The organism is Falsiroseomonas bella, assembly GCF_003173615.1.
In the GTDB taxonomy this organism is placed as follows: domain Bacteria; phylum Pseudomonadota; class Alphaproteobacteria; order Acetobacterales; family Acetobacteraceae; genus Falsiroseomonas; species Falsiroseomonas bella.
Genome location: NZ_QGNA01000002.1, coordinates 499,870 through 522,247 on the forward strand (window position 1 = coordinate 499,870; position 22,378 = coordinate 522,247).

Below are 22,378 nucleotides of genomic sequence, written 5' to 3' on the forward strand. Positions count from 1 at the left end.
CGCTTTCCGCTTGGTGCGACGCGGCATTGTCGGCGACGATTCCGCCGTGCCTGACGCGCTCGACATCGCCGCACTCCCCGACGATCCGGCGATCCTCCGCGCGCTGCTGATCGAGGTGCTGGCTGAGCGCGACAACGCCTGCGCCGCGCGTGATGCGCTGGAGGCGCAGAACGACCGGCTCCGGCACATCCTGCTGAAGCTGCAGCGCCACCAGTTTGGCCGGAGGTCAGAGCGGCTGCCGGAGGAGCAGCTGGAACTCGGCCTGGCCGACCTCGAGACGGCAATCGCCAAGGCCGATGCGGAGGCAGAGAAGCGCGATCCGGATCTGCGGAAGGAACGCACTGCGAAGCGCCGTGCCAGCCGCGGCGCGCTGCCCGCCCATCTGCCGCGCATCGAGGTGGTGCTGGCGCCGGAGAGCACTGCCTGCCCGTGCTGTGCGGCGGCGATGGTGGAGATCGGCGCCGACACCTCGGAGCGGCTGGACGTGATCCCCGCGCAGTTCCGGGTGGTCGTGACGAAGCGGCCGAAGCTCGCCTGCCGGTCCTGCGCCGGCGTGGTGGTGCAGCGACCTGCACCTGCACGCCTGGTCGAGGGCGGACTGCCGACCGAGGCGACGGTCGCGCATGTGATGGTCTCGCGCTACGCTGACCATCTGCCGCTCTATCGGCAGGCCGGGATCCTCGCCAGGCAGGGCATCCTCGTGGACCGCGCGACGCTCGCCGCCTGGGTCGGGACGGGTGCGGCCGAGGCCATCCCCGTGGTGCGTCGGATGAAGGCGATCCTGCTGGCCTCGGCGCGGCTGTTCGCCGACGAGACCTCGGTGCCGGTGCTCGATCCAGGCCGCGGCAAGACCAAGACCGGCTGGTTCTGGACGATCGCGCGCGACGACCGGTCCTGGGGCGGCGCCGACCCGCCGGCGATCGTCTACACCTACGCCCCGGGCCGCGGGCGCGAGCACGCCAGGGCGCTGCTGGGCGGCTACCGCGGCATCCTGCAGTGCGACGGGTATGCCGGCTACAAGACGCTCGCCGCGCCGGCCACGGGGCCGGGCCCGGCGGTCGTGGCGTTCTGCTGGAGCCACGCGCGGCGACAGTTCTACGACCTGGCGCTGAAGGCCAAGGCGCCGGTTGCCGAGGAGGCGCTGCGCCGCATCAGCGCGCTCTACGCCATCGAGGCTGAGATCCGCGGCATCCCGCCCGAGCGGCGGCTGGCCGTGCGCCAGGACCGCAGTCGCCCGCTCGTCCAGGCGTTGTTCGCCTGGTTCGAGGCGACGCTGGCGAAGCTGCCGGCCCGCAGCACGATGGCGGATGCGATCCGCTACGCGCTGAACCACCGCGACGGCCTGCTGCGGTTTCTCGACGACGGCCGGATCGAGCTCGACACCAACAGCGTCGAGCGCGCCGCCAGGCCTGTGGCGCTCGGCCGTAAGAACGCGCTGTTCGCCGGCTGCGACGAGGGCGCCGAGGCCTGGGCCGCCATCGCCTCGCTGATCGAAACCTGCAAGCTCAACGGCGTCGATCCGCAGCGATACCTCACCAACCTGCTCACCCGCCTCGTCAACGGCTGGCCGCAGAACCGCATCGACGAACTCATGCCGTGGTGCTGGGCGAAGACAGGCCAGGCCTGAGCCACCTCGCCGCCAAGGGCCGCAGAGCAACGCTTACGATGCTGGCCGGCTGCGGCGATGCGCTCGCGCCGCCGCGCCCCGACCGCGCCGCCATCGCGGAGGCGGCCCGCGACATCGCCGCCACGCCCCCGCCCGCCCATCCACCGCGGCATCCGCAGCAGGACATGGCGATGCTGCGCCGCGTGGCGGAGCGCAGCGCGGCGGCCGCGCAGCCCTTCTGCGAGGCGGAGCTCGGCCGCGCCTGCCGCTTCACCGTGGACCTCGCCCCGTCGCGGGTGGCGAACGCCTATGCCTCGGGCGAGGACCGTATCACCTTCACCACCGGCCTGATGCGCGTGATCCGCAACGAGGACGAGCTGGCGGCGATCATGGCGCATGAGATGGCGCACCACATCGCCGGCCACATCCCGGAGGGCACCTGGCGCGTCGAAGCCGGCGCGCGCATCGGCGCCGTGCTGGGCAATGCGGTGGCGACGGTGATCGGCTTCGATCCCGGCCTGGCGCAGCTCGGCGCCGAGACGGGGGCGCATGTGGCCTCGTTGACCTTCTCGAAGGCGCAGGAGCGGGAGGCCGACTACCTGGGGGCCTGGATCACCGCCCGTGCGGGCTACGACCTCGACCGGGCGGCGGCGATCTGGGCGACGCTCACCCGGCTTTCGGGCGACCAGGTCACCTCCATCACGGACACCCACCCGGCCGGTCCCGAAAGGCTGGCGCAGTGGCGGCGCGTCGCGGCGGAGATCGGGCGGGACCCGGAGGCGGGGCCGCGCCGGGCGTGAGCCGCAGCGTCATCGGGGCGTTGGCGGCAATGGCTCCGTCGCGCCGGCCTCACCGAAGGTAGGACGCCCCGTTCACGTCGATGGTCGCGCCGGTCAGGTGCCTGACGCGGCCGGTGGCGAGGAAGGCGACGAGCTCGCCAAGCTCCTCCGGCGGCACCCATTCGCCCATGGCGAGACCGGCGGTCACCTGCGCCTCGCCGCCGGCGACCGCGGCTGCATCCACGCTCATCTGCGTGCGCACCACGCCCGGCGCCACGATGTAGGAGAGCACGCCGGCCTTGGCGTAGTGCCGCGCGACCGTCTGCGCCGCGGCACGCACGGCAGCCTTGCTCGCCGCATAGGCGACGGTCTTCGGGCTGCCGGCGCCGCGCTGCGCCGTCCAGGATGACATGGTGACCAGCACGCCGCCCCCCGCCCCGACGAAATGGTTGACGGCATGCTTCATCAGCCGCGTCGGCGCGGCGACATTCACGCGCCACTGCGTCTCCCAGGCGGTCTCCCAGGCATCGAGATCGTCCTCGATGCCGCCGGTGTTGAGGAAGACCGCGGCGTTGAGCACCACCACGTCGATACGCGGCGCCAGGGCGAGCGCATCGCGCCACAGCGCATCCATCGCGCGGGGATCCGCCTGGTCGGCCTGCAGGATGTACCGGCGTTCCGGCGGCACGGCCGAAAGCGCGGCTTCGGCGCCCGCGCGATCGCTTCGGCAATGCGCGATGACGGTGGCGCCGGCGGCGCCGACGGCGCGCACGATCTCCGCGCCGATGCCCTTGGAGGCGCCGGTCACCAGGACCGTCCTGCCCGCCAGTTCCACGGCGATCCTCCCTTCGGATGCCGACACGGGCCGGCGGACCGGCCCGTGCCCGTTCATGGCCTCAGGCGCGGGCCTTGGCCGCGTTGATCCGCTCGACCCAGGCGCGGCCGTTTGGCGCCTCGGCCAGGATGGTGTCGTAGCTGCGCCGCGCGATGACCTTGAACGGCTCGAGGTCGGGCTCGGTCACCGCGACGCCGCGCGCACGCACCGCCGCGAGGCCTTCCACGTTCAGGCGGTCATGGGCGGCCAGGCCGTGCTGGATCGCCTCCTTCGCCGCCGTCCGCAGCGTGGCCTGCACATCGGCGGGCAGCGCGCGGAAGCGGGCACCGCTCACCGCAAAGACCGTGGTGGACTGGTGCACCTTGGTCAGCGCGTAGTGCTGGATGACTTCCACGAAGCGGTCGGCGACGACCGCGTCGTTGCTGATCTCCAGCGCGTCCACCACGCCGTTCTGCAGCGCGAGGAAGACCTCGCCATAGGCCATCGGCGTCGGCTGGGTGCCGAGGACGCGATAGGCCTCGACGAAGCCCGGCGTCTGCAGCACGCGGATCTTGAGGCCCTGCAGGTCGGCGGGCGTGCGGATGGCGCGGCGGCCGGCGATGTTGCGCTCGAAGATCGCGCCGAAGCCGAGGCCCATCATGCCGAGCGGCTCGAGCTCCTTCAGCAGTTCCTCGCCGATCGGGCCCTGCAGCACGCGGTTGGCCTGGGGATGGTCGTCGAAGATGTAGGGCAGGGACAGCACGCGGTAGTCGCGCACCACCGTCTCCAGCGAGGATCCGCCGACGAAGGCGCCGTCGATCACGCCGGTGCGGAGCGACTGAATCAGACGGCCTTCGTTCCCGGCGGCGCCGCCGCCCTGGATGTTGACCGTGACGCGCCCGTTGGTGCGCTGCGCGGCCAGTTCCTTGAAGCGCTCGAAGATCACCTGGTAGGCGCTGGTGGCGCTCAGCACATGGCCGAGATTCATGGTGATGCCCTGCGCGCGGGCGATGCCGGGCAGGCCGAGTGCCGCGCCGGCGGCGACGAGGCCGAGGCCGCGGCGGGTGATGCTGGTCATTGGGGTGGTCTCCTCTCCCGTTGGTTGGTCTAGCGCACCAGCGCGAGGCTCAGCGCGGGCACGTAGGTGATGATCATGAGGTTCAGCAGCAGCACGGCCAGGAAGACCAGCAGCGGGCGCATCAGCTGCTCCATGCTGATCCGGGCGATGCCGCAGGCGACGAAGAGGTTCACGCCGACCGGCGGCGTGACCATGCCGACGGCGAGGTTGACGATGACGATCAGCCCGAAATGCACGGGGTCGATGCCGAAGGCCATGGCAACGGGCGCCAGGATCGGAGCGAGGATGATGATGGCGGCGAAGGTTTCCATGAACATGCCGACCACCAGCAGGAACAGGTTGACCAGCAGCAGGAAGACCAGCGGGTCGGAGGACACCCCGGAGAGCATCGCGGCGATCTTCTGCGGCGCCTGCAGCAGTTGCAACGCGTAGCCGAACATCGCCGCGAAGCCGACGATGATCATGACGACGGAAGCGGTCAGCGCGGCGTCGGCGAAGATCCTCGGCACCTCCGTGATGCGGATCTCGCGATAGACGAAGAGGCCGAGCACCAGCGCATAAGCCACGGCGACGACCGCCGCCTCGGTCGGCGTGAACAGGCCGCCATAGATGCCGCCGAGGATGATCACCGGCATCAGCAGGGACAGGAAGGCGCGGCGGAAGGCCGAGAACAGGTTGGCGGCATATTCCGGCAGGCTCACGCGCATCCGCTCGCCATGGCCGGCGACCATGGCCATCAGGCTCGCGGTCAGCATCAGCGACAGGCCGATCATCAGACCCGGCAGCGCGCCGGCGATGAAGAGGTCGGTGATGGAGACGCCGGTCAGCACCGCATAGATCACCATCGGCACCGAGGGCGGGATGATGACGCCGAGCTCGCCCGAGGAGGCGACGACGGCGGCCGAATAGGGCCTCGGGTAGCACTGCCGCTCCATCTCCGGGATCAGCACGCCGCCGATCGCGGCGGCCGTCGCGGCGGAACTGCCGCTGATCGTGGCGAAGAGCATCGAGGTCAGCACCACCGCCGCGGCCAGGCCGCCCGGCAGGACCCCGACCACCGCGATGGCGAAGCCGACCAGCCGCTTTGCGATGCCGCCCACCTGCATCAGCCGTCCCGCCAGCACGTAGAGCGGAAGGGCCATGAGCGCGAAGCTGTCGAGGCTCTCGAACACCACCTGCGGGATGGCGATGAGCGGGATGCCGAGGCCGATCATGGTCGGCAGCGGCGCGATGCCGAGGGCGAGGGCGATCGGCAGGCCGCCGAGGAACAGCGCCGCCAGCAGGAGAAGCGCGCCGCCCATCGCCTACTCCACGCCTTCGGTCGTGGCGCCGATGGCGCGGATGTCGCGCCGGTCGAGCAGCGACTCCGCCATCAGCGCGGCGGTGTTGAGGATCATCAGCGCTGCCCCGGCCGGCATCGCCGCATAGACCCAGGCTTTCGGGATCTGCATCACGGGGCTGGCCTCGACCGCGCCCAGTTCCATGAAGGCGAGCCCGACCGAGATCAGCAGCCCGAAGAAGCCAAGGCAGACCAGCAGGCCGAGATGCACGAGCCCCTGACCCGGCAGCGACGGCAGCGCGCGCACGATGAATTCCAGGGAGATCAGCTGGCGCTTCCGGCAGCCGATACCGGCGCCGAGGAAGACGATCCAGATCAGCACGTACCGCGCCACTTCCTCGGTCCAGGCGGCGGAAAGGTTGATGCCCGCGGTGGTGAGGACGAAGCGCACCATCACCTGCGTGAAGACAGCCAGCGTCATCACCGCCAGCAGCAGGCCGATGACATAGGTCAGCACAAGGTTCAGTCGGTCCACCAGCCAGAGCAGCGCGCGCAACCCGTCCCCCCCGATGCGCCCCGGCGGCAGACTAGGCATCCCGCACGCGGGTTCGCAATGGGGGTGGATGTTCGTCAGGCGAACGCGGCGAAGCGGTCGGCGCGGAAGGGCGCGAGGTCGAAGCCCGGGTCGCGGCCGAGCAGCAGGTCCGCGGTGATCCGCGCCGTGATGGGCGCGCCGGAAAACCCCATCCAGGGGAAGATGGCGTGGAAGAAGCCGGGGATGCCAGGCGCCTCGCCGAGGATCGGCCGCCAGTCGTCGGTGCCGTTGACGATGGCGGGCCAGGTGCGGAGCAGGCGGAGATCGGCGATGGCCGGCACGGCGGCGATGGCGACGGCGATGTTTTCCGCCATGCTGCGCGGATCGGCCGCCAGTCGCCCGTCGGCCCGCAGGCAGGACGGCCAGCCGCCGCCGATCAGCACGCCGCCGTTGCGCGCCTGCTTCAGGCTCAGCCGCTCCACCGCATGATAGACCAGGTGGCGGATCAGCGGCGCGGCGGGCTCTGTGACGTTGACCTGGATCGGATGCGCCTCGATCGGCAGGTCGAGGCCGAGCAGGGCGGAGACACGCGCCGCCTCGGCGCCCGCCGCGTTCACGACGCGTGCGGCGCTGATGACGCCGGCATCGGTCTCCGCCCGGAAGCCGCGCGCTTCCCGCGTCAGCGCGCGCAGCGCGACAGGGGCCAGAAGTCGCGCTCCGGCGGCGGTTGCAGCACGGGCAAGTGCAGGGGTTGTCGCCAGCGGATTCGCCTTGCCCTCGGCCGGGCAGAACAGGCCGCCGATGACGCGCGGCGAGACGTACGGCGCGACGCGACGGATGCCGGCGGCGTCCAGCAGCTCCACCGCGACGCCGGCCGCGCGCTCGATCGCCGCCTTCCGCGCGATGTCGGCAAGCTGCGATTCGGTCTCCGCCACGAGCAGGCCGCCGGGCGTCGCGAGGTCGAGGTCGGTCGCCAGCTCCTCCGGCCAGCGCTGCCACAATGCGAGGGACGCGCCGAGCAGGGGCAGCGTCGGCGCATAGGCGCGCGCCCAGGCCTCGCCCTTGGTCAGGAAGGGCTCATGCGCGATCTGCGCGTGCAGGCTGCCAGCATTGGCCCCCGAGGCCCCGGCGCCGATCGCGCGGCGCTCGAGGATCGTGACCTCCACGCCCTCCCGCGCCAGCATCCAGGCGGTGGCGCAGCCGGCGATGCCGCCGCCGACCACCAGCACATCCGTCGTGTTCGCCATGCGCACGGCTGCCGCTCTCCGGTCGCTGCGTTTACACGAGCATGGCGTCCCTGTAACCTCCCGCCCCCGTATCCGAGGCAGAGGTCGCGCCGCCATGGCGAAGCAGTTCCGCGGCTCCTATTCCGTCATCGTCACGCCCTTCACCGAGGACGGGAAGGGCCTCGACCTGCCGGCGCTGCGGCGCTTCCTGGACTGGCAGATCAACGAGGGCGCGCCGGGCTTCATCATCCTCGGCACGACGGGCGAGTTCCTGACCGTTTCCGACGAGGAGCGGACGCAGCTGGTCGAGGCGACGGTCGCGCACTGCAAGGGCCGCGCCGACGTGCTGGTGGGCACCGCGAACGCCCACACGCCGCACGCCGTGCGCTACAGCCGGGAAGCCGAGAAGCTCGGCGCCGACGGGCTGATGATCATCCCGCCCTACTACTACTCGCCGACGCATGACGAGATCCACGGCTACTACAAGGCGATCTGCGAGGCCGTCTCGATCCCGATCATGCTCTACAACAACCCCTTCACCTCCAATGTGGACATGCCGGCGAAGCTGGTGGCGCGGCTGACCAAGGATTTCGAGCAGATCCGCTACATCAAGGAAGCCAGCCAGGATGTCGCGCGCGTCTACGACATCATCGAGGCGACGGACGGCGTGATGAACGTCTTCGCCGGCGAGCGCATCGTCGAGAGCTACGCCCTCGGCGCCGTGGGCTATGTGAACCCCTTCGGCAACTACATGCCGCTGCCCTCCACGCGCATCTGCGAGCTGCTGGCCGCCGGCCGCGTGGCGGAGGCGAAGCGCATCCAGCGCTGCATCACGGAGATCGAGCACATCATCGCGGAAGGCCACCCGACCTATGGCCACCAGTGCTACTCCAAGGCGCTGGCCGCGATCATGGGCTACCCGGTGGGCGATGTGCGCGCGCCGCTGACCACCTTCGCCTCGCTCGGCCAGGAAGGGCGTGACCGCGTCGCGCGGCTGAAGCCGATCATCGAGCGCGCGAACCAGCTGGCGCGCGAGGCCGCCCTGCCGCGCGCCGCCGAGTAGTCGTGCGGAGAGCGCGCGGATAACGCCATGCGCATCGCGGGGCGGGGAACCGCGCCGCAGGGCGCGCCCGTCGCCTTCAGCTTCGAGGGCGAGGCAATCGCCGGCTACGACGGCGAGACCGTTGCGGCCGCGCTGACCGCGGCGGGCCGTCGCGCGTTCCGTCACGCGGCGCAGGGCGGCATGCGCGGCCTGTGGTGCGGCATGGGCGTCTGCCAGGAATGCCTGGTGACGGTGGATGGCCGGCCGAACCGGCGCGCCTGCATGACGACGCTGCGCGCCGGCATGTGCGTGACGACGCAGGTCGCGCATCCCATCCCCTGCGCCGAGCCGTCGCCCGCTCCGGCGCCGGGGGCCGCGACCCAGTGCGAGATCCTGGTGATCGGCGCCGGGCCGGCCGGCCAGCACGCCACGCTCGCCGCGCGCGCGGCGGGCGCGCAGGTGACGCTGGTGGATGAGCGCGGCAGCCTCGGCGGGCAATACTTCAAGCCGCTGGCCAAGGCGCATCGCCATGTCGCTCCGCCCGATGCGCAGATGCGCGCGGGGCTGGAGCTTGCCGCGCGAACGCGCGCGAGCGGGGCCGAGGTTTTGGCCGGCGCTACGGTCTGGAGCGCGGTGGCGCCGGACGCCGTCGCGCTGACGATGCCGGATGGCGGCACGCGCTTCCTGGCGCCGCGCCGCGTGATCCTGGCGACCGGCGCGCATGAGCGGGCAGTGCCCTTTCCCGGCTGGACGCTGCCCGGCGCGATGACCACCGGCGCGGGGCAGACCCTGGTGCGGTCCTGGCGCGTGGCGCCGGGGCGGCGCGTGCTCGTCGCCGGCAACGGGCCGCTGAACCTGCAGCTTGTCGTCGAATTGCTGGAGGCCGGGATCGAGGTGGTGGCGCTGGCCGAATCGGCGCCCGCACCGCGCGATGCCGCGGCGCTGCTGGCTATGGCCGCGACTGCGCCGGACCTGCTCGCGCGCGGCCTGCGCGACCGGCTGCGCCTGCTGGCCGCGCGCGTGCCGGTGCTGCACCGGCATGTGGTGCTACGGGCGGAGGGCCAGGACTCGCTCGCCCGTGTGACGCTCGCGCGGATCGACGCGGAGGGCCGCCCGGTCGCTGGCAGCGAGCGGGTGTTCGAGGCCGACGCGCTCTGCTGCGGCTACGGCTTCCAGCCCCAGGGCGAGCTGGCGCGTGCGCTGGGCTGCGCGCAGCACTGGGATGCCGCGCGGCGCATGCTGGTGACGCAGCGCGATGCGGATGGGCGCAGCAGCCTGTCCGAGATCTTCGTCGTCGGCGACGGCGCGGGGCTCGGCGGCGCGCGCGTCGCCGCCACCGAGGGGCACATTGCCGGCGCGACGGCGGCGGCGGATCTCGGGCACGCGCCGGATCGCGCGGCGCTGGACGGGGCGCGGCGCGAGCTGGACCGGGCGCGGCGCTTCCAGGCGGCGCTGTGGCAGCTCTACCGCGCGCCCGATCCGGGCTGGGACCTGGCGGCGCCCGACACGCCGGTCTGCCGCTGCGAGGGCGTGACGCGCGGCGCGCTGGAGGCCGCGATTGCCGCGGCGCCCGATCCCGGTGCGGCGAAGCGCGCGACGCGCTGCGGCATGGGGCGTTGCCAGGGGCGCTATTGCGGGCCGCTGCTGGCCGCGGCGGTCGCCGAGGCGCAGGGCGCGACGCCATCCGAGGATGTGTTCCTCGCGCCGCGCGCTCCGGCCCGGCCGGTGGCGCTTCGAGACATCGCGCAGGCGGCGGACGCAGGGCGGTAGTTGCCGGTTGCCTCGCCCCGGCGGTGGCCTAAGATGCACGCAAGGCGGTCAGGCGTTCGGCCTGCGCACAGAATGTCGGGAGAGGGCGGTCGGCGAGCGGTGCGGCGGCGGGTCGGCATCATCGTGAACCCCATCGCGGGCATGGGCGGGCGCGTCGGCCTGAAAGGCACCGACGGCGCCGAGATCCAGCGCCGCGCGCGCGAACTGGGCGCTGTGCCGCAGGCCGGCGCGCGCTGCGCCCTGGCCCTGCGCGCGATGGCCGAGGAAGGCGGTGCAGCGGAGCTGGTCGCGCCCGCTGGCGAGATCGGCGAGGCGGCGCTGGCCGAGGCGAGGCTTGAGGCGCGCATCCTGCGCGACCTGCCGCCGCCCACCGGAAGCGCCGCTGACACCAGGGCCGCCGCCGAAAGGCTGCGCGCCGAGGGCGTGGACCTGATCCTGTTCGCGGGCGGCGACGGCACCGCGCGCGACGTGGCGGGCGCCGTGGGCACGGCGCTGCCGCTGCTCGGCGTGCCCACCGGCGTGAAGATGCATTCCGCCGTCTTCGGCACCTCGCCGCGCGCCGCGGGTCGTCTGGCGGCGCGCTTCCTGGAAGGCGCGCCGTCGGTGCGGCTGCGCGAGGCGGAGGTGATGGACCTCGACGAGGCGGCGCTGCGCGAGGGGCGGGTCGCGGCGCGGCTCTTCGGCCTGGCGCGGGTGCCGCATGAGCGCGGCTTCCTGCAGGCCTGCAAGGCCGGCGCGCGCGCCGATGACGAGGCGGCGCTGGACGCGCTGGCGCGGCGCATCGCGCGCGAATGGCCTTCGGACCGGCTGATGATCCTCGGCTGCGGCACCACGCTGCGCCGCGTGAAGCGCGCGCTGGGCGGAGAAGGCACGCTGCTCGGCGTGGATGTTGCGCTCGGCGGCCGGTTGATCGCGACGGATGTGACGGAGGCGCAGCTGCTGCGCCTGCTCGGCGCGGCGCCCGCCGGCATCGTCGCCGGCGCGACGGGCGGGCAGGGCTTCCTGTTCGGCCGCGGCAACCAGCAGATCAGCGCGGAGGTCATCCGCCGCGTCGGGCGCGATGGCATCACCGTGATGGCGGGCCAGAACAAGCTCGCCGCGCTCGATCCGCCGGTGCTGCATGTGGACACCGGCGATGCCGAGGTGGACGCGATGCTGGCCGGCTACATGCAGGTGCACACCGCGCCGGGGCAGCGCATGGTCATGCGCGTCGCGGCGCCGGACTGAACAGCGAACGGGAGAGGCGTATGGGACATCCCTGGATGGCGAATGCGACGCCGGAGGCGAAGGCAGCGATGCTGCGCGCCATCGGTGCGCCGGACATCGAATCGCTCTTCGCGCAAATCCCTGCGGAGCATCGCTTCCGCGGCAAGCTCGACCTGCCGCCGGCGCTGGCCAGCGAGGTCGCGCTGAAGCGGCACATGCTCGGGCTGCTGCAGAAGAATGCCGATTGCGAGCAGAACCTCTCCTTCCTCGGCGCCGGCATCTGGCAGCACCACGTCCCGGCAATCGTGGACGAGGTGGTGGGGCGCACGGAATTCCTCACCAGCGTCTGGGGCACGCCGATGTCCGACCACGGCCGCAACCAGGCCTGGTTCGAGTTCTGCTCGATGCTGGGCGAGCTGGTCGGCATGGAATTCGTCGGCCTGCCTGTCTATTCCTGGGGCTGCGCCATCGGCAATGCGGTGCGCATGGCGTCGCGCCTGAACGGGCGGCGCGAGGTGCTGGTGCCGGCGGGCATGGACCCGGAGCGCCTGGACGTGCTGCGACAGTATTGCGAGCCGAAGGGCAGCCACGGGCACATCGCGGTGGTGCCGGTGGCGTGGGAGAAGGCGAGCGGCTTCCTCGACCTCGATGACCTGAAGGCGAAGCTGTCCGACAAGACCGCCGGCGTCTACATCGAGAATCCCGGCAGCTTCGGCGTGATCGAGGCGCGCGCCGCGGAGATCGGCAAGCTGGCGCGCGCGAGGGGCGCCGAGTTCATCGTCGGCGTGGACCCGATCTCGCTCGGCGTGCTGGCGCCGCCGGGCGACTACGGCGCGGACATCGTAGTGGGCACGATCCAGACGCTCGGCGCGCATATGATGGCGGGCGGCGGCGCGGGCGGGTTCCTCGCGTCGCGCGACGAGGAGCGCTATGCCCGCGAATACCCCACGCTCAACATCTCCATCGCGCCGACGGACAAGCCCGGGGAGCACGGCTTCGCGCTGAGCCTGGCGCATCAGTCCAGCTACGGCATGCGGGAGGAAGGCAAGGACTGGACAGGCAATTCGGTCTACCTGACCACCATCGGCTGCGCCGCCTACATGGCGCTGCTCGGCCCGCAGGGCTTCCGCGAGGTCGGCGAGGTGATCGTCCAGCGCAGCCATCACGCGGCGAAGACTCTGGCCGGCATCAAGGGCCTGCGCATCGGCTTCCCCTGCGGCTTCTTCAAGGAGTTCGTCGTGAATTTCGACGGCGCGGGGAAGACCGTCGCGCAGGTGAACGATGCGCTGCGCGCGCAGGGGATCTTTGGCGGACGCGATCTGTCGGCCGACTTCCCGGCGCTCGGGCAGAGCGCGCTCTATGCCGTGACGGAAGTGCACACCGCGGAGGACATCGCCCGGCTTGCCGCGGCGCTGCAGGAGATCGTGGCATGAGCGACGTGACGCCCCGCGAATACCACCAGGCCCGCTGGAACGAGCCGGTGGTGATGGAACTCGGCGCGCCGGGTCGCCGCGGCATCACCTTCGCCGCGCCGGACAGCGCGGCGGCCGTCGGCCCCGCCGCGGACCTGCTGCCGCCGGCGATGCGCCGCAAGTCGGCGCCCGTCCTGCCGGAGATGACGGAGCACGACACGCTGCGCCACTACGTGCGGCTGTCGCAGCAGGTGCTGGGCATGGTGGGCATCAGCCTCTTCGGCACCTGCACCATGAAGTACAACCCGCGCGTCAACGAGGCGCTGGGCCTCCGCCCGCAGATGGCCGAGATCCATCCGCTGCAGGACCCATCCACGCTGCAGGGGCTGCTGGAGATCGTCTGGAACTTCGAGCAGATCCTGAAGGCGCTCTCCGGCATGGACCGCTTCACCTTCCAGGCGGCGGGCGGCGCGGACGCGGCCTACACCCATGTCTGCGTCACGCGCGGCTGGCTGGAGGCGACCGGGCAGCTCGGGCAGCGCGACGAGATCGTCACCTCGATCCAGGCGCATCCCTGCAACCCGGCGACCGCCGCGGCCGGCGGCTTCAAGGTGATCACGCTGCCGCTCGAGGAGGGCGGCTACCCGAGCGTGGAGGCGCTGAAGGCGGCGATCGGCCCGCGCACCGCGGCGCTGATGATCAACAACCCCGACGACATGGGCATCTACAACCCGCACATGAAGGAATGGGTGCGGCTGGTGAAGGAAGCCGGCGGCCTGGCCTTCTACGACCACGCCAACTTCAACGGCGTGATGGGCAAGATCCGCGCGCGCGACCTGGGCTTCGATGCCTGCATGTTCATGCTGCACAAGACCTTCGGCGGCCCGAAGGGCGGCGGTGGCCCGGCGACCGGCGCCTATGGCTGCACGGAGGAGCTCGCGCGCTTCCTGCCGAAGCCGATGGTGAACAGGACCGCCTCCGGCTTCACGCTGGACGTGCCGGAGAACAGCGTGGGCAAAGTGCGGGAGTTCATGGGCAACCTGCACATCGTCATGCGCGCCTATGCCTGGGCGCGCGGGATGGGCGCGGAGGGCATCAACGAGGCTTCCGACATCTCGGTGCTGGCGAACAACTACATGGAGAAGGGCCTGCTCGCGATCCGCGGCGTGACGAAGAGCCACCCCGACATCGGTGGCCCGCGCATGGAGATGACGCGCTACTCCCTCGGCACGCTGAAGGAGGAGACGGGCATCGGCGTCGGCGAGGTCGCGAACCGCATGACGGACTATGGCGTGGACGCGCCCTGGCTCGCGCATGAGCCGTGGCTTTTCCCGGAACCCTTCACGCCGGAAGCGGGCGAGTTGTGGTCGAAGGAGGACATCGACACCTGGGTCGCCGTGGTGCGGAAGGTCTGCGAGGAAGCCTATGCGAATCCCGACCTGGTGAAGTCGGCGCCGCACAACGCCGCCATCGCCAAGGTGCAGGGCGAGGGCTGCGAGGACCCGGCGCGCTGGGCGACCACCTGGCGGGCCTACCTCCGCAAGCATCGCGGCGGCGCGGCGCAGCAGGCGGCGGAGTGAGCCACCCCAGGCCCTGGGAGTGGCCGGAGGATCGCTGGCGCGGTCTCGTCTCTCGCGTGCGCGCGGGGCGGCGGCTGCGGCCGCGCGAATGGCCCGGCGGCGCGCGCTGCGCCGTCGCGCTCTCCTTCGACTGCGACCACGAGACCTTCGAGATGGGCGCGGGCGGCGAGGCGATCGGCCGCCTCGCCTGGGGCGAGTTCGGGCGGCGCGTCGGCGTGCCGCGCATCCTCGCGCTGCTCGAGAAGCACGGTGTGCCGGCCACCTTCTTCTGCCCTGCCGTCGCCGCGCTGATCGGGCCGGATGAGCCGGCGCGCATCGCAGCCGCGGGCCACGAGATCGGCATCCATGGCTGGATCCACGAGAACACCTCCATCCTCGACGCTGCGAGCGAGCGCGAGCTGATGCTGCGCGCGCGCGACGCGCTCGCGGGCCTGTCGGGGCGCGAGCCGGTCGGACATCGCGCGGCGCAATGGGACACCAGCCCGAACACGGTCGCGCTCGTGAAGGAGCTCGGCCTGCTCTACGACAGCAGCCTGATGGCCGATGAGGAACCGTATGAGCTGCTGCTCGACGGCGCGCCGACCGGCGTCGTCGAGATCCCGGTCGAATGGCTGCGCGACGACGCGGTGTATTTCCTGTTCAACCGCAATCCGGCGACGCGCCCCTACGTCACGCCGGAGGACGTGCTGCGCATCTTCCTGCGTGAATTCGACGCGGCGTGGGAGGAGGGCAGCGTCTTCCAGCTGGTGATGCATCCCTTCGTCATCGGCTACCGCAGCCGCATCTGGATCCTCGACGAGATCATCCGGCACGCGGCCGCCAAGGGCCGCGTCTGGTTCGCCACCCATGCCGACGTCGCGCGCCACGCGCTTGCCCATGCCGCCTGACATGCACCTGACCTGGCACGACGCGGATGGCGTCGCGCGCGCGGTGGCGTTCCGCGCCGGGCAGAGCGTCGCGGCCGCGCTGACCTCGGCCGGCATCCGGGAGATGCGCGCGACGCGGCGCGGCCTGGATGGCGAAGGGCGCGGCCTGTTCTGCGGCATGGGCGTCTGTCAGGACTGCCTGGTGGAGCTCGACGGCACGCCGAATACGCGCGCCTGCATGGCCAAGGCGACGCCCGGTCTCGTGGTGCGGCACCAGCCGTTCCCCGGCGTCGCGCGCCTGCCCGCCGGGCCCGTACCGATCCCGGACGACACGCCGCCGCCTGCGCCCGAAGCGGTGGATCTTCTCGTCCTCGGCGGCGGGGCAGCAGGCCTTTCCGCCGCCATCGCGGCGCGGCGCTGCGGGCTGGACGTGCTGGTGGTGGAGGAGCGCGCCGCGCTCGGCGGGCAATACTACAAGCAGCCGTCGCCCGGCCTCGACGCACCGCCGCTCGATGCGCAGCATGCGCAGGGCGCGGCGCTTGCGGCGCAAGCGGAGTCGTCGGGCGCGCGCATCCTGCGCGGCGCGGAACTCTGGGGTGCCTTCGAGCCGGACCGGATCGCGGTGTTCGACGGCGCGCGCACGCGCCTGCTTGCGCCACGCGCGCTGATCGTCGCATCCGGCGCCTATGAGCGCCCGCATGTCGTGCCGGGCTGGACGCTGCCCGGCGTGATGACGACGGGCGCGGCGCAGACGCTGTGGCGCAGCCACCGCGTGCTGCCGGGCCGGCGCGTGCTGGTCGCCGGCAACGGGCCGCTGAACATGCAGGTGGCCTGCGAGCTGGCGGAAGGCGGCGCCACCCTGGTCGCCGTCGCCGAGGCGGCGCCCGGCCCCGCGACGCGCCTGAAGGATGCGATCGCGATGGCCGTCGCTGATCCGGCACTGGCCACCAAGGGCGCCCGCTACCTCGCCATGCTCGCGCGGCGCCACGTTCCTCTGCGGCATGGCACGGTGCTGACGCGCATCGCGCGATCCCCGGATGGCGCGTTGCGCGTCACGCTCCGCGGCGCGTGGGGCGAGGGCGTGCATGAGACGGATGCCGTTCTGCTCGGCTACGGCTTCCTGCCGAGCCAGGAGACGCTGCGCGCGCTCGGCGCCGAATGCGTGTTCGACGCGGCGCGTGGCCAGTTCGTGCCGCGGCGCGACGACGCGATGATGACCAGCGTCCCGGGTCTCTACGCGATCGGCGACTGCGCTGGCCTCGGCGGCGCGCCGGCGGCGCGGGAGGAGGGCGTGATCGCCGCGCTCGCGGCCGCCGAACGGCTGGGACGGACCGTGCCTGCCGCGATAGCGGCCGAAGGCGACGCCGCGCGACGGCGCCTTGCGCGCCATCGCCGCTTCCAGGCCGCACTGTGGCGGCTTTTCGCCGCGCCGCGCACGGGGCTTGCGCTGGCCGATCCAGGGACGGTCGTCTGCCGCTGCGAGGAAGTGACCAAGGGCGAGATCGACGCCGCGCTGGCCGATGGCGCACCGCCGCTCGGCGAGGTGAAGCGGCGCACGCGCTGCGGCATGGGGCGCTGCCAGGGGCGCTACTGCGCGCCGCTGCTGGCCGAGCACCTGGCCGAGACGCAGGGACGACCGCTGGACGATCGCGCGCTGTTCGCGCCGCGCGCGCCGGTGAAGCCGATCGCCATCGCCGACATCGTCGCGCTCGCCGAGACGCCGTGATGATGCCGCGCGAGGCCGAGATCGCCATCATCGGCGCCGGCATCGTCGGCCTGTGCGCGGCGCTGGAACTGGCGCGCGACGGTGCGGAGGTGGTGGTGCTGGACGACGCCGCGCGGCATGCCGGCACCGTGGCGAATGCCGGCAGCCTGCATGTGCAGATGCAGAGCCGGTTCATCCGCATGTATCCCGACCAGGTGCCGGGGCTGGAGCGGTCGCTGCCGCTCTACGTTGCCGCGGCGCGGCGCTGGGCGGAGCTGGAAGCGGAGCTCGGAACGGGCTTCGAGCTGAAGGCCAGTGGCGGGCTGATGGTGGCGGAGACGCCCGAATCCTACGAATTCCTCGCCCGCAAATGCGAGCGAGAGAACCGGCTTGGCCTGACGGTAGAGATGCTGGGCCGCGCCGAGCTGGCGCGCATCGCGCCCTATCTGGGAGAGGCGGTGATTGGCGCGGAGTTCTGCGCCGAGGAAGGCAAGCTGAACCCGCTGCTCGCGAACCAGGCGGTGCGCCGCGCGCTGCTCGCCGTCGGCGGCCTGCTGCTGCCCGAATCGCGCGTGGCGCGGATCGAGCGCGACGGCGCGGCCTGGCTGCTGCACCATGCCGGCGGAACGCTGCGCGCGGGGCGCGTGGTGATCGCGGCCGGTGCCGGCACCGGCGCGCTGCTGGCGCCGCTGGGCCTCGATGTGCCGACGGTGGCGGAGCCGCTGCACATGAACGTGACGGAGGCGACGGCGCCGCTGATCGGCCATCTGGTGCAGCATGCGGAGCGGATGATCACGCTGAAGCAGCTCGCTGCCGGGCAATGCGTCATCGGCGGCGGCTGGCCGGCGCGACTCGCCGGAGCCGAGCAGCATCCGACGGTCGAGGCATCGAGCCTGATCGGCAATCTGCGCCTGGCGAGCCACATCGTGCCGCGACTTGCGCGGCTGCGCCTGATCCGTACCTGGGCTGGCGTGAACACCACCTGTGACGGCCAAAACATCCTGGGTGAGGCGCCGGGACTGCCGGGCCTGTTCCTCGCCGTGCCGGGCGATGCCGGCTACACGCTCGGGCCGCTGGTCGGGCGGCTTGCCGCGGCGGCGCTGCAGGGGCGCGACGGCGGCTTCGACATCGCGCCCTTCTCCGCCGCTCGGTTCCGCGCCGCAGCCTGATAGCGAGCAGCGTTGGTGGTGATCCGATGGCGGATGGCGCCCTTGGCCCCGGCCGAGGCCGCGAGCGCGGCCCGCCGCCAGTGCGACGGCCGGCGCTTGAGGCGCGTGAATGTGTCAACATTCACGCCGCTGGGTCTAACCTATTCGATCGCGGCCTGGATGCGCGACGCGGCCTCCAGCAGCTCACCGAGGAAGCGCGTGCGCAGCTCCTCCAGCGAGACGCGGGAGGTCGGGCCGCAGACATTGATCGCGCCCACCGTCACGCCGCCGCGCCCGCGGAGCGGCACGGACAGCGAGCGAAGGCCGAGCTCAAGCTCCTCGTCCACGATGGACCAGCCCTGGCGCCGCGCCTGCTCCACCGCGTCCAGCAGCTTGCCCTTCGCGGTCACGGTCTTCGGCGTGCGTGACTCCGGCTTGCCTGCCGCGAGGACGCGCTCTGCCGCGGCGGGCGTCAGCCCGGCGAGCAGGACGCGACCGACCGAAGTGCAATACGCCGGCGTGCGGCTGCCGACGCGGAGATCCACGTTGATCAGATGCCGGGAGCTGGGGATGTGGAGGACGTAGAGCACCTCCGCGCCGTCGAGCACGGCGCCGTAGCAGGATTCGCCGAGTTTCTCTGACAGCGCCTCCAGCACCGGCCGCGCGACGTCCCACACCGAGGAGCCGGCCATCACCGCATGGCCGAGCTCGAGCAGACGCGGCGTGAGGGCGAAGCGCTTGCCGTCGGTCTCGGCGTAGCCCGCATGGACCAGCGTGAGCAGGAAGCGCCGTGCGCTGGCGCGGGTGAGGCCGGCATATTCGGCGACCTCGCTCAGCGTCATGCGAGGCCGTTCGCGGCGGAAGGCCTTCAGCACCTCGAAAAGGCGCAGCACGGAATGGACCAGCTCGCGGTCGGCACCCGCGCGCAGATCGGTTTCCAGCTCCTCGGCCAGGAGGGATGTGGCTTCCTCCTCATGGCGTCGCGGCGCCTTGTCGTGCTCCATCGTCGGCAATGTCCCGTGTCCCCCGCCGATCCTGTCGCGCGTTCGCGCTGCGAACAAGAGGGGCGAGGCGATGCGGGTTTCGCGAACAACCCTCTTGCCGGCCAGCGCATCCTCCTGTTCACTCTGCGAAATCGTGTTCGCATGACAGCACAGTCCGGAAGCAGGGACGAGACGGGAGAGAAGGCATGTCCGATCGCAACATGACGGTGCTCGGCCGTCGCACGCTTCTGGGCGGCACTGCCGCGCTGGGGCTGGGCACGCCGATGCTCGCGCGTGCGCAGGCGCAGACCACCATCCGCTGGTGGTCGCCGCAGACCGCGCCGGCGCAGCGTGAAGCCTACAATTTCCAGATCCGCGCCTTCGAGCAGGCGAATCCCGGCGTCCGCGTCGTGTTCGAGGCGACCAGCGACGAGGGCTATCCGGCGCAGATGGCCGCTGCCTTCGCCTCGCAGCAGGTGCCGAGCGTGGTGACGCACCTGCCATCCTTCGCTCTCGCGACCTACTGGCAGAACGGCCTTCTCGAGCCGATGAACGACGTGATTCAGGCGGTCGGACCGCAGAACTACTACGAGGGCGCAAACCGCATCTACGAAATCACGCCTGGCCAGTATTGCGGCACCGGCATCGGCAACTCGGCGGCCAACATGCTGTGGCTGCGCGCCGACCTGATGCAGGCGGCCGGCATCTCCGCCCCGCCCCGCACCTGGGACCAGCTGCGCGACGCCTGCCGCCGCATGCAGGGCCGCGGCGTGTTCGGCGCACCGCTGCCCTATGGCCGGAACTCCATGACCAGCCTGATCTTCATCTGCTTCGTGCATGGCGCGGGCGGGCAGATCTTCACGCCCGACCTGCAGGTGGCGGTGGACAGCGACGCGTTCCGCAATGCGCTGGAATTCTACAAGTCCATGCGGGAGCTCTGCCCGCCCGGCGCGACCGGCTATTCCTGGGGCGAGAGCCTGACGGCCTTCGTCTCCGGTGCGACGGCGACGGGCATCTACACCGGCCGCGTGCTGGCGAACGTCGCGGCGCAGAACCCGCGCATCGCCGACCACATCTCCTGCCACCGCTATCCGACGATCTCGGCGGATATCGCGCACTGGACCTTCAACGACTTCCCCTCCGTGATGATCCCGAAGGTCGCGCCGAACATGGATCTGGCGAAGCGCTTCGCCGCGCATCTCTTCCAGCCGGAAGGCTACATCCGCCAGCTGCATGCGGCGCCGGGCCATGTGCTGCCGGTCCTGAAGACGATCTCCGCGATGCCGCAGTATCAGGACAACGCGATCATCAACAAGTATCGCGCCATGGTGGACCTGATGTCGGAAAGCGCCGCGGCCGGCCATAACCTCGGCTGGGAGACGCCGCGCCACAAGCCGAACACCCGCGCCGGCGCGATCATCGCCAGCCACGCCCTGTCGGAGGCGGTGCAGCGTTACGTGATCAACAACGAGCCGATGGCGCAGGTGGTCTCCGTCACCGCCCAGCGGCTCGAGCAGCTGATGCGCGCGTCCTGATCGGGGCGGAGCGGCAGGATGGCGCAGCGCGGCGCATCCGCCGCTCGTGAAGCCATGGCCGTGCCGGGCCTCACCGCGGCGGATCGCGCCGCGGTGAATCCGCTCGACCGCGGCTATGCGCTGCTGGGCATGGTGCTGATCGCGCCCACCGTGCTGATCTTCTGCGCCGTGATCGTCTATCCGCTCGTCTCGGCGATCTATCTCAGCCTGTTCTCGATCTTCACGCCGACGCTCTCCGGCAGCTTCGTCGGCTTCCGCAACTATGCTGAGCTGGCGAACTCGCCGGAGTTCTGGCGATCGCTGCTGAACAACCTGATCTGGACGGTGCTGACGCTCACGTTGCAGGTGGTGCTCGGCATCGCCGCGGCGCTGATGCTGAACCAGGCGATGGTCTTCCGCAGCCTGGCGCGCAGCCTGATCCTGTTCCCCTATTTCGTCTCGACCGTCGTCGCGGTGCTGGTCTGGCGTTGGCTGTTCAACGACCTCTACGGCGTCCTGAACCACCTGATGATGTGGGCCGGCATCCTGGACATGCCGCTCGACTGGCTCGGTGCGATGCCGAACGCGATGGTGAGCGTGGTGCTGGTGGGGGCCTGGAAGTATTTCCCCTTCGTCGTCATCGCGGTGCTGGCGCGGCTGCAGACCATCCCTGAGACGCTCTACGAGGCCGCGACGATCGATGGCGCGGGCGCCTGGGGCCGCTTCACGGACGTGACGCTGCCGCAGCTGCGCGACGTGCTGGTGGTGGTCGTGCTGCTGCGCGCGATCTGGGACTTCAAGGAGTTCGACCTGATCTACCTGCTGACCGGCGGTGGCCCGATCATCGGCACGCAGACCCTGCCGCTGATGGTCTACAAGGAAGCCTTCGGCCTGAACGAGATGGGCCGCGCCTCGGCCGTCGCGGTGGCGATGATGCTGGTGATGCTGGTCTTCATGCTGGTCTACTTCCGCGTCCTCCGCGCGCGGGGGGAGGAGCCGCGGTGAAGCGCATCCTCGGCCGCGTCGCCTTCAACCTCTTCGCCTGGACGATCGTGCTGGTCACCGCCTTTCCGCTGGTCTGGATGGTGATCACCTCGGTCAAGCCGCAATTCGAGCTGTTCCGCATCCCGCCGACCTTCTGGCCGGAGCAGATCACCTTCGAGCACTACGCGCGGCTGCTGTGGGAGACGCCCTTCCTGCTCTACATGCGCAACTCGCTGTTGCTGTCCACGGCGACGACGCTGCTGGTGGTGACGGTGGCGACGCTCGGGGCGCACAGCCTGGTGCGCTTCCGCTATCGCGGGCGGGAGAGGCTGGCGCAGCTGGTGCTGTTCACCTACCTGCTGCCCTCCGTCGTGCTGATCCTGCCGCTGTATCTGATGATGGTCTGGATCGGCGTGGCCAATTCGCTGCTCAGCCTGGTGATCGCCTACACCACCTTCGCGCTGCCCTATGCGCTGTGGCTGCTGCGCAGCTTCATGCAGGGCATCCCGGACGATCTGGAGAACGCGGCGCTGGTGGATGGCGCGACGCGCATGGGTGCCTTTTTCGACGTGATCCTGCCGCAGGCGCTGCCAGGCATCATCTCCACCAGCCTGTTCACCTTCATCCTGTCCTGGAACGAGTACCTCTACGCGTTGGTGCTGGTGAACACGGACGAGGCGCGGCCGCTCACGACGGGCGTGATGAACATGCTGATCAGCGCCTTCAACATCGAATGGTCGCTGCTGATGGCGGCCTCCGTCATGATGAGCATCCCCTTGATCGTCATCTTCGCCTTCCTGCAGAAATTTCTGACGCGCGGCTTCGGTGCCGGGGGCGTGAAGGGATGAGCG

At 71.3% G+C, this 22,378-nt stretch carries 19 protein-coding genes; 13 read left to right on the plus strand and 6 right to left on the minus strand.

The window, feature by feature from the left end; translation table 11 throughout:
* Positions 1-46 precede the first annotated feature (46 nt).
* Positions 47-1,627 carry an IS66 family transposase gene (gene tnpC / locus DFH01_RS10705; protein ID WP_408609185.1) on the plus strand — a complete coding sequence of 527 codons (1,581 nt, stop codon included), beginning with the start codon at positions 47-49 and terminating at the stop codon, positions 1,625-1,627.
* Between the two features lie 38 nt (positions 1,628-1,665).
* Entirely contained in the window at positions 1,666-2,406 is a 741-nt protein-coding gene (locus DFH01_RS10710; protein WP_109870422.1) for a M48 family metalloprotease, read from the plus strand.
* Between the two features lie 49 nt (positions 2,407-2,455).
* Here the strand turns inward: DFH01_RS10710 and DFH01_RS10715 are convergent, their stop codons facing one another.
* The 5 genes from DFH01_RS10715 to DFH01_RS10735 form a co-directional block, all read right to left on the minus strand.
* A complete protein-coding gene (locus tag DFH01_RS10715; RefSeq protein ID WP_158287703.1) occupies positions 2,456-3,220 on the minus strand; it encodes an SDR family NAD(P)-dependent oxidoreductase in 765 nt (254 codons plus the stop codon).
* A gap of 61 nt (positions 3,221-3,281) precedes the next feature.
* On the minus strand, positions 3,282-4,277 hold the full coding sequence (locus DFH01_RS10720) for a TRAP transporter substrate-binding protein (protein WP_109870424.1): 996 nt from the start codon (positions 4,275-4,277) through the stop codon (positions 3,282-3,284).
* Between the two features lie 29 nt (positions 4,278-4,306).
* On the minus strand, positions 4,307-5,578 hold the full coding sequence (locus DFH01_RS10725) for a TRAP transporter large permease (RefSeq protein ID WP_109870425.1): 1,272 nt from the start codon (positions 5,576-5,578) through the stop codon (positions 4,307-4,309).
* Positions 5,579-5,581: 3 nt separating this feature from the next.
* Entirely contained in the window at positions 5,582-6,151 is a 570-nt protein-coding gene (locus DFH01_RS10730; RefSeq protein WP_109870426.1) for a TRAP transporter small permease, read from the minus strand.
* 35 nt (positions 6,152-6,186) lie between these two features.
* The gene (locus DFH01_RS10735; RefSeq protein ID WP_158287704.1) at positions 6,187-7,338 is read right to left on the minus strand and encodes an NAD(P)/FAD-dependent oxidoreductase; all 1,152 of its coding nucleotides are present in this window, start codon (positions 7,336-7,338) and stop codon (positions 6,187-6,189) included.
* A gap of 94 nt (positions 7,339-7,432) precedes the next feature.
* Between DFH01_RS10735 and DFH01_RS10740 the strand changes: the two genes are divergently transcribed.
* From DFH01_RS10740 to DFH01_RS10775, 8 genes are all read left to right on the plus strand, one after another.
* Entirely contained in the window at positions 7,433-8,380 is a 948-nt protein-coding gene (locus DFH01_RS10740) for a dihydrodipicolinate synthase family protein (protein ID WP_158287705.1), read from the plus strand.
* Between the two features lie 27 nt (positions 8,381-8,407).
* A complete protein-coding gene (locus DFH01_RS10745) occupies positions 8,408-10,129 on the plus strand; it encodes a 2Fe-2S iron-sulfur cluster-binding protein (RefSeq protein ID WP_109870428.1) in 1,722 nt (573 codons plus the stop codon).
* A 99-nt stretch (positions 10,130-10,228) separates the two neighbouring features.
* On the plus strand, positions 10,229-11,356 hold the full coding sequence (locus DFH01_RS10750) for an ATP-NAD kinase family protein (RefSeq protein ID WP_199231192.1): 1,128 nt from the start codon (positions 10,229-10,231) through the stop codon (positions 11,354-11,356).
* Between the two features lie 20 nt (positions 11,357-11,376).
* Positions 11,377-12,768: an aminomethyl-transferring glycine dehydrogenase subunit GcvPA gene (gene gcvPA, locus DFH01_RS10755; RefSeq protein ID WP_199231193.1), complete on the plus strand. Its 1,392-nt coding sequence runs from the start codon at positions 11,377-11,379 to the stop codon at positions 12,766-12,768.
* Positions 12,765-14,327: an aminomethyl-transferring glycine dehydrogenase subunit GcvPB gene (gene gcvPB, locus DFH01_RS10760; protein WP_109870430.1), complete on the plus strand. Its 1,563-nt coding sequence runs from the start codon at positions 12,765-12,767 to the stop codon at positions 14,325-14,327. The genes gcvPA and gcvPB overlap by 4 nt, the downstream gene beginning before the upstream one ends.
* Complete coding sequence (locus tag DFH01_RS10765; RefSeq protein WP_109870431.1) at positions 14,324-15,214, plus strand: polysaccharide deacetylase family protein; 891 nt, start codon at positions 14,324-14,326, stop codon at positions 15,212-15,214. Before gcvPB ends, DFH01_RS10765 begins: the two co-directional genes overlap by 4 nt.
* 1 nt (position 15,215) lies before the next feature.
* Positions 15,216-16,919: an FAD-dependent oxidoreductase gene (locus DFH01_RS10770; protein WP_158287706.1), complete on the plus strand. Its 1,704-nt coding sequence runs from the start codon at positions 15,216-15,218 to the stop codon at positions 16,917-16,919.
* Positions 16,919-18,067: an NAD(P)/FAD-dependent oxidoreductase gene (locus DFH01_RS10775; protein ID WP_109870433.1), complete on the plus strand. Its 1,149-nt coding sequence runs from the start codon at positions 16,919-16,921 to the stop codon at positions 18,065-18,067. The genes DFH01_RS10770 and DFH01_RS10775 overlap by 1 nt, the downstream gene beginning before the upstream one ends.
* Positions 18,068-18,207: 140 nt before the next feature.
* On the opposite strand, the gene DFH01_RS10780 is transcribed toward DFH01_RS10775, so the two are convergent.
* Positions 18,208-19,050, minus strand: coding sequence for an IclR family transcriptional regulator domain-containing protein (locus DFH01_RS10780; RefSeq protein ID WP_109870821.1), 843 nt, complete (start codon positions 19,048-19,050; stop codon positions 18,208-18,210).
* A gap of 185 nt (positions 19,051-19,235) precedes the next feature.
* Between DFH01_RS10780 and DFH01_RS10785 the strand changes: the two genes are divergently transcribed.
* From DFH01_RS10785 to DFH01_RS10795, 3 genes are read left to right on the plus strand one after another with little or no spacing between them, the layout of a single operon-like run.
* Positions 19,236-20,564: an ABC transporter substrate-binding protein gene (locus tag DFH01_RS10785; RefSeq protein ID WP_158287707.1), complete on the plus strand. Its 1,329-nt coding sequence runs from the start codon at positions 19,236-19,238 to the stop codon at positions 20,562-20,564.
* A gap of 54 nt (positions 20,565-20,618) precedes the next feature.
* Positions 20,619-21,548 carry a carbohydrate ABC transporter permease gene (locus tag DFH01_RS10790; protein WP_158287708.1) on the plus strand — a complete coding sequence of 310 codons (930 nt, stop codon included), beginning with the start codon at positions 20,619-20,621 and terminating at the stop codon, positions 21,546-21,548.
* A complete protein-coding gene (locus tag DFH01_RS10795) occupies positions 21,545-22,375 on the plus strand; it encodes a carbohydrate ABC transporter permease (protein ID WP_109870436.1) in 831 nt (276 codons plus the stop codon). Before DFH01_RS10790 ends, DFH01_RS10795 begins: the two co-directional genes overlap by 4 nt.
* Positions 22,376-22,378 lie beyond the last annotated feature (3 nt).

Excerpts from the sequence above, each read along its gene's own strand:
- DFH01_RS10740 (WP_158287705.1), top strand. The coding sequence starts at position 7,433 with ATGGCGAAGCAGTTCCGCGGCTCCTATTCCGTCATCGTCACGCCCTTC.
- DFH01_RS10790 (WP_158287708.1), top strand. The coding sequence starts at position 20,619 with ATGGCCGTGCCGGGCCTCACCGCGGCGGATCGCGCCGCGGTGAATCCG.
- gcvPB (WP_109870430.1), top strand. The coding sequence starts at position 12,765 with ATGAGCGACGTGACGCCCCGCGAATACCACCAGGCCCGCTGGAACGAG.
- DFH01_RS10735 (WP_158287704.1), bottom strand. The coding sequence starts at position 7,338 with ATGGCGAACACGACGGATGTGCTGGTGGTCGGCGGCGGCATCGCCGGC.
- DFH01_RS10730 (WP_109870426.1), bottom strand. The coding sequence starts at position 6,151 with ATGCCTAGTCTGCCGCCGGGGCGCATCGGGGGGGACGGGTTGCGCGCG.
- DFH01_RS10770 (WP_158287706.1), top strand. The coding sequence starts at position 15,216 with ATGCACCTGACCTGGCACGACGCGGATGGCGTCGCGCGCGCGGTGGCG.
- gcvPA (WP_199231193.1), top strand. The coding sequence starts at position 11,377 with ATGGGACATCCCTGGATGGCGAATGCGACGCCGGAGGCGAAGGCAGCG.
- DFH01_RS10720 (WP_109870424.1), bottom strand. The coding sequence starts at position 4,277 with ATGACCAGCATCACCCGCCGCGGCCTCGGCCTCGTCGCCGCCGGCGCG.
- DFH01_RS10710 (WP_109870422.1), top strand. The coding sequence starts at position 1,666 with ATGCTGGCCGGCTGCGGCGATGCGCTCGCGCCGCCGCGCCCCGACCGC.
- DFH01_RS10780 (WP_109870821.1), bottom strand. The coding sequence starts at position 19,050 with ATGGAGCACGACAAGGCGCCGCGACGCCATGAGGAGGAAGCCACATCC.
- DFH01_RS10785 (WP_158287707.1), top strand. The coding sequence starts at position 19,236 with ATGTCCGATCGCAACATGACGGTGCTCGGCCGTCGCACGCTTCTGGGC.
- DFH01_RS10725 (WP_109870425.1), bottom strand. The coding sequence starts at position 5,578 with ATGGGCGGCGCGCTTCTCCTGCTGGCGGCGCTGTTCCTCGGCGGCCTG.
- DFH01_RS10775 (WP_109870433.1), top strand. The coding sequence starts at position 16,919 with ATGATGCCGCGCGAGGCCGAGATCGCCATCATCGGCGCCGGCATCGTC.
- DFH01_RS10745 (WP_109870428.1), top strand. The coding sequence starts at position 8,408 with ATGCGCATCGCGGGGCGGGGAACCGCGCCGCAGGGCGCGCCCGTCGCC.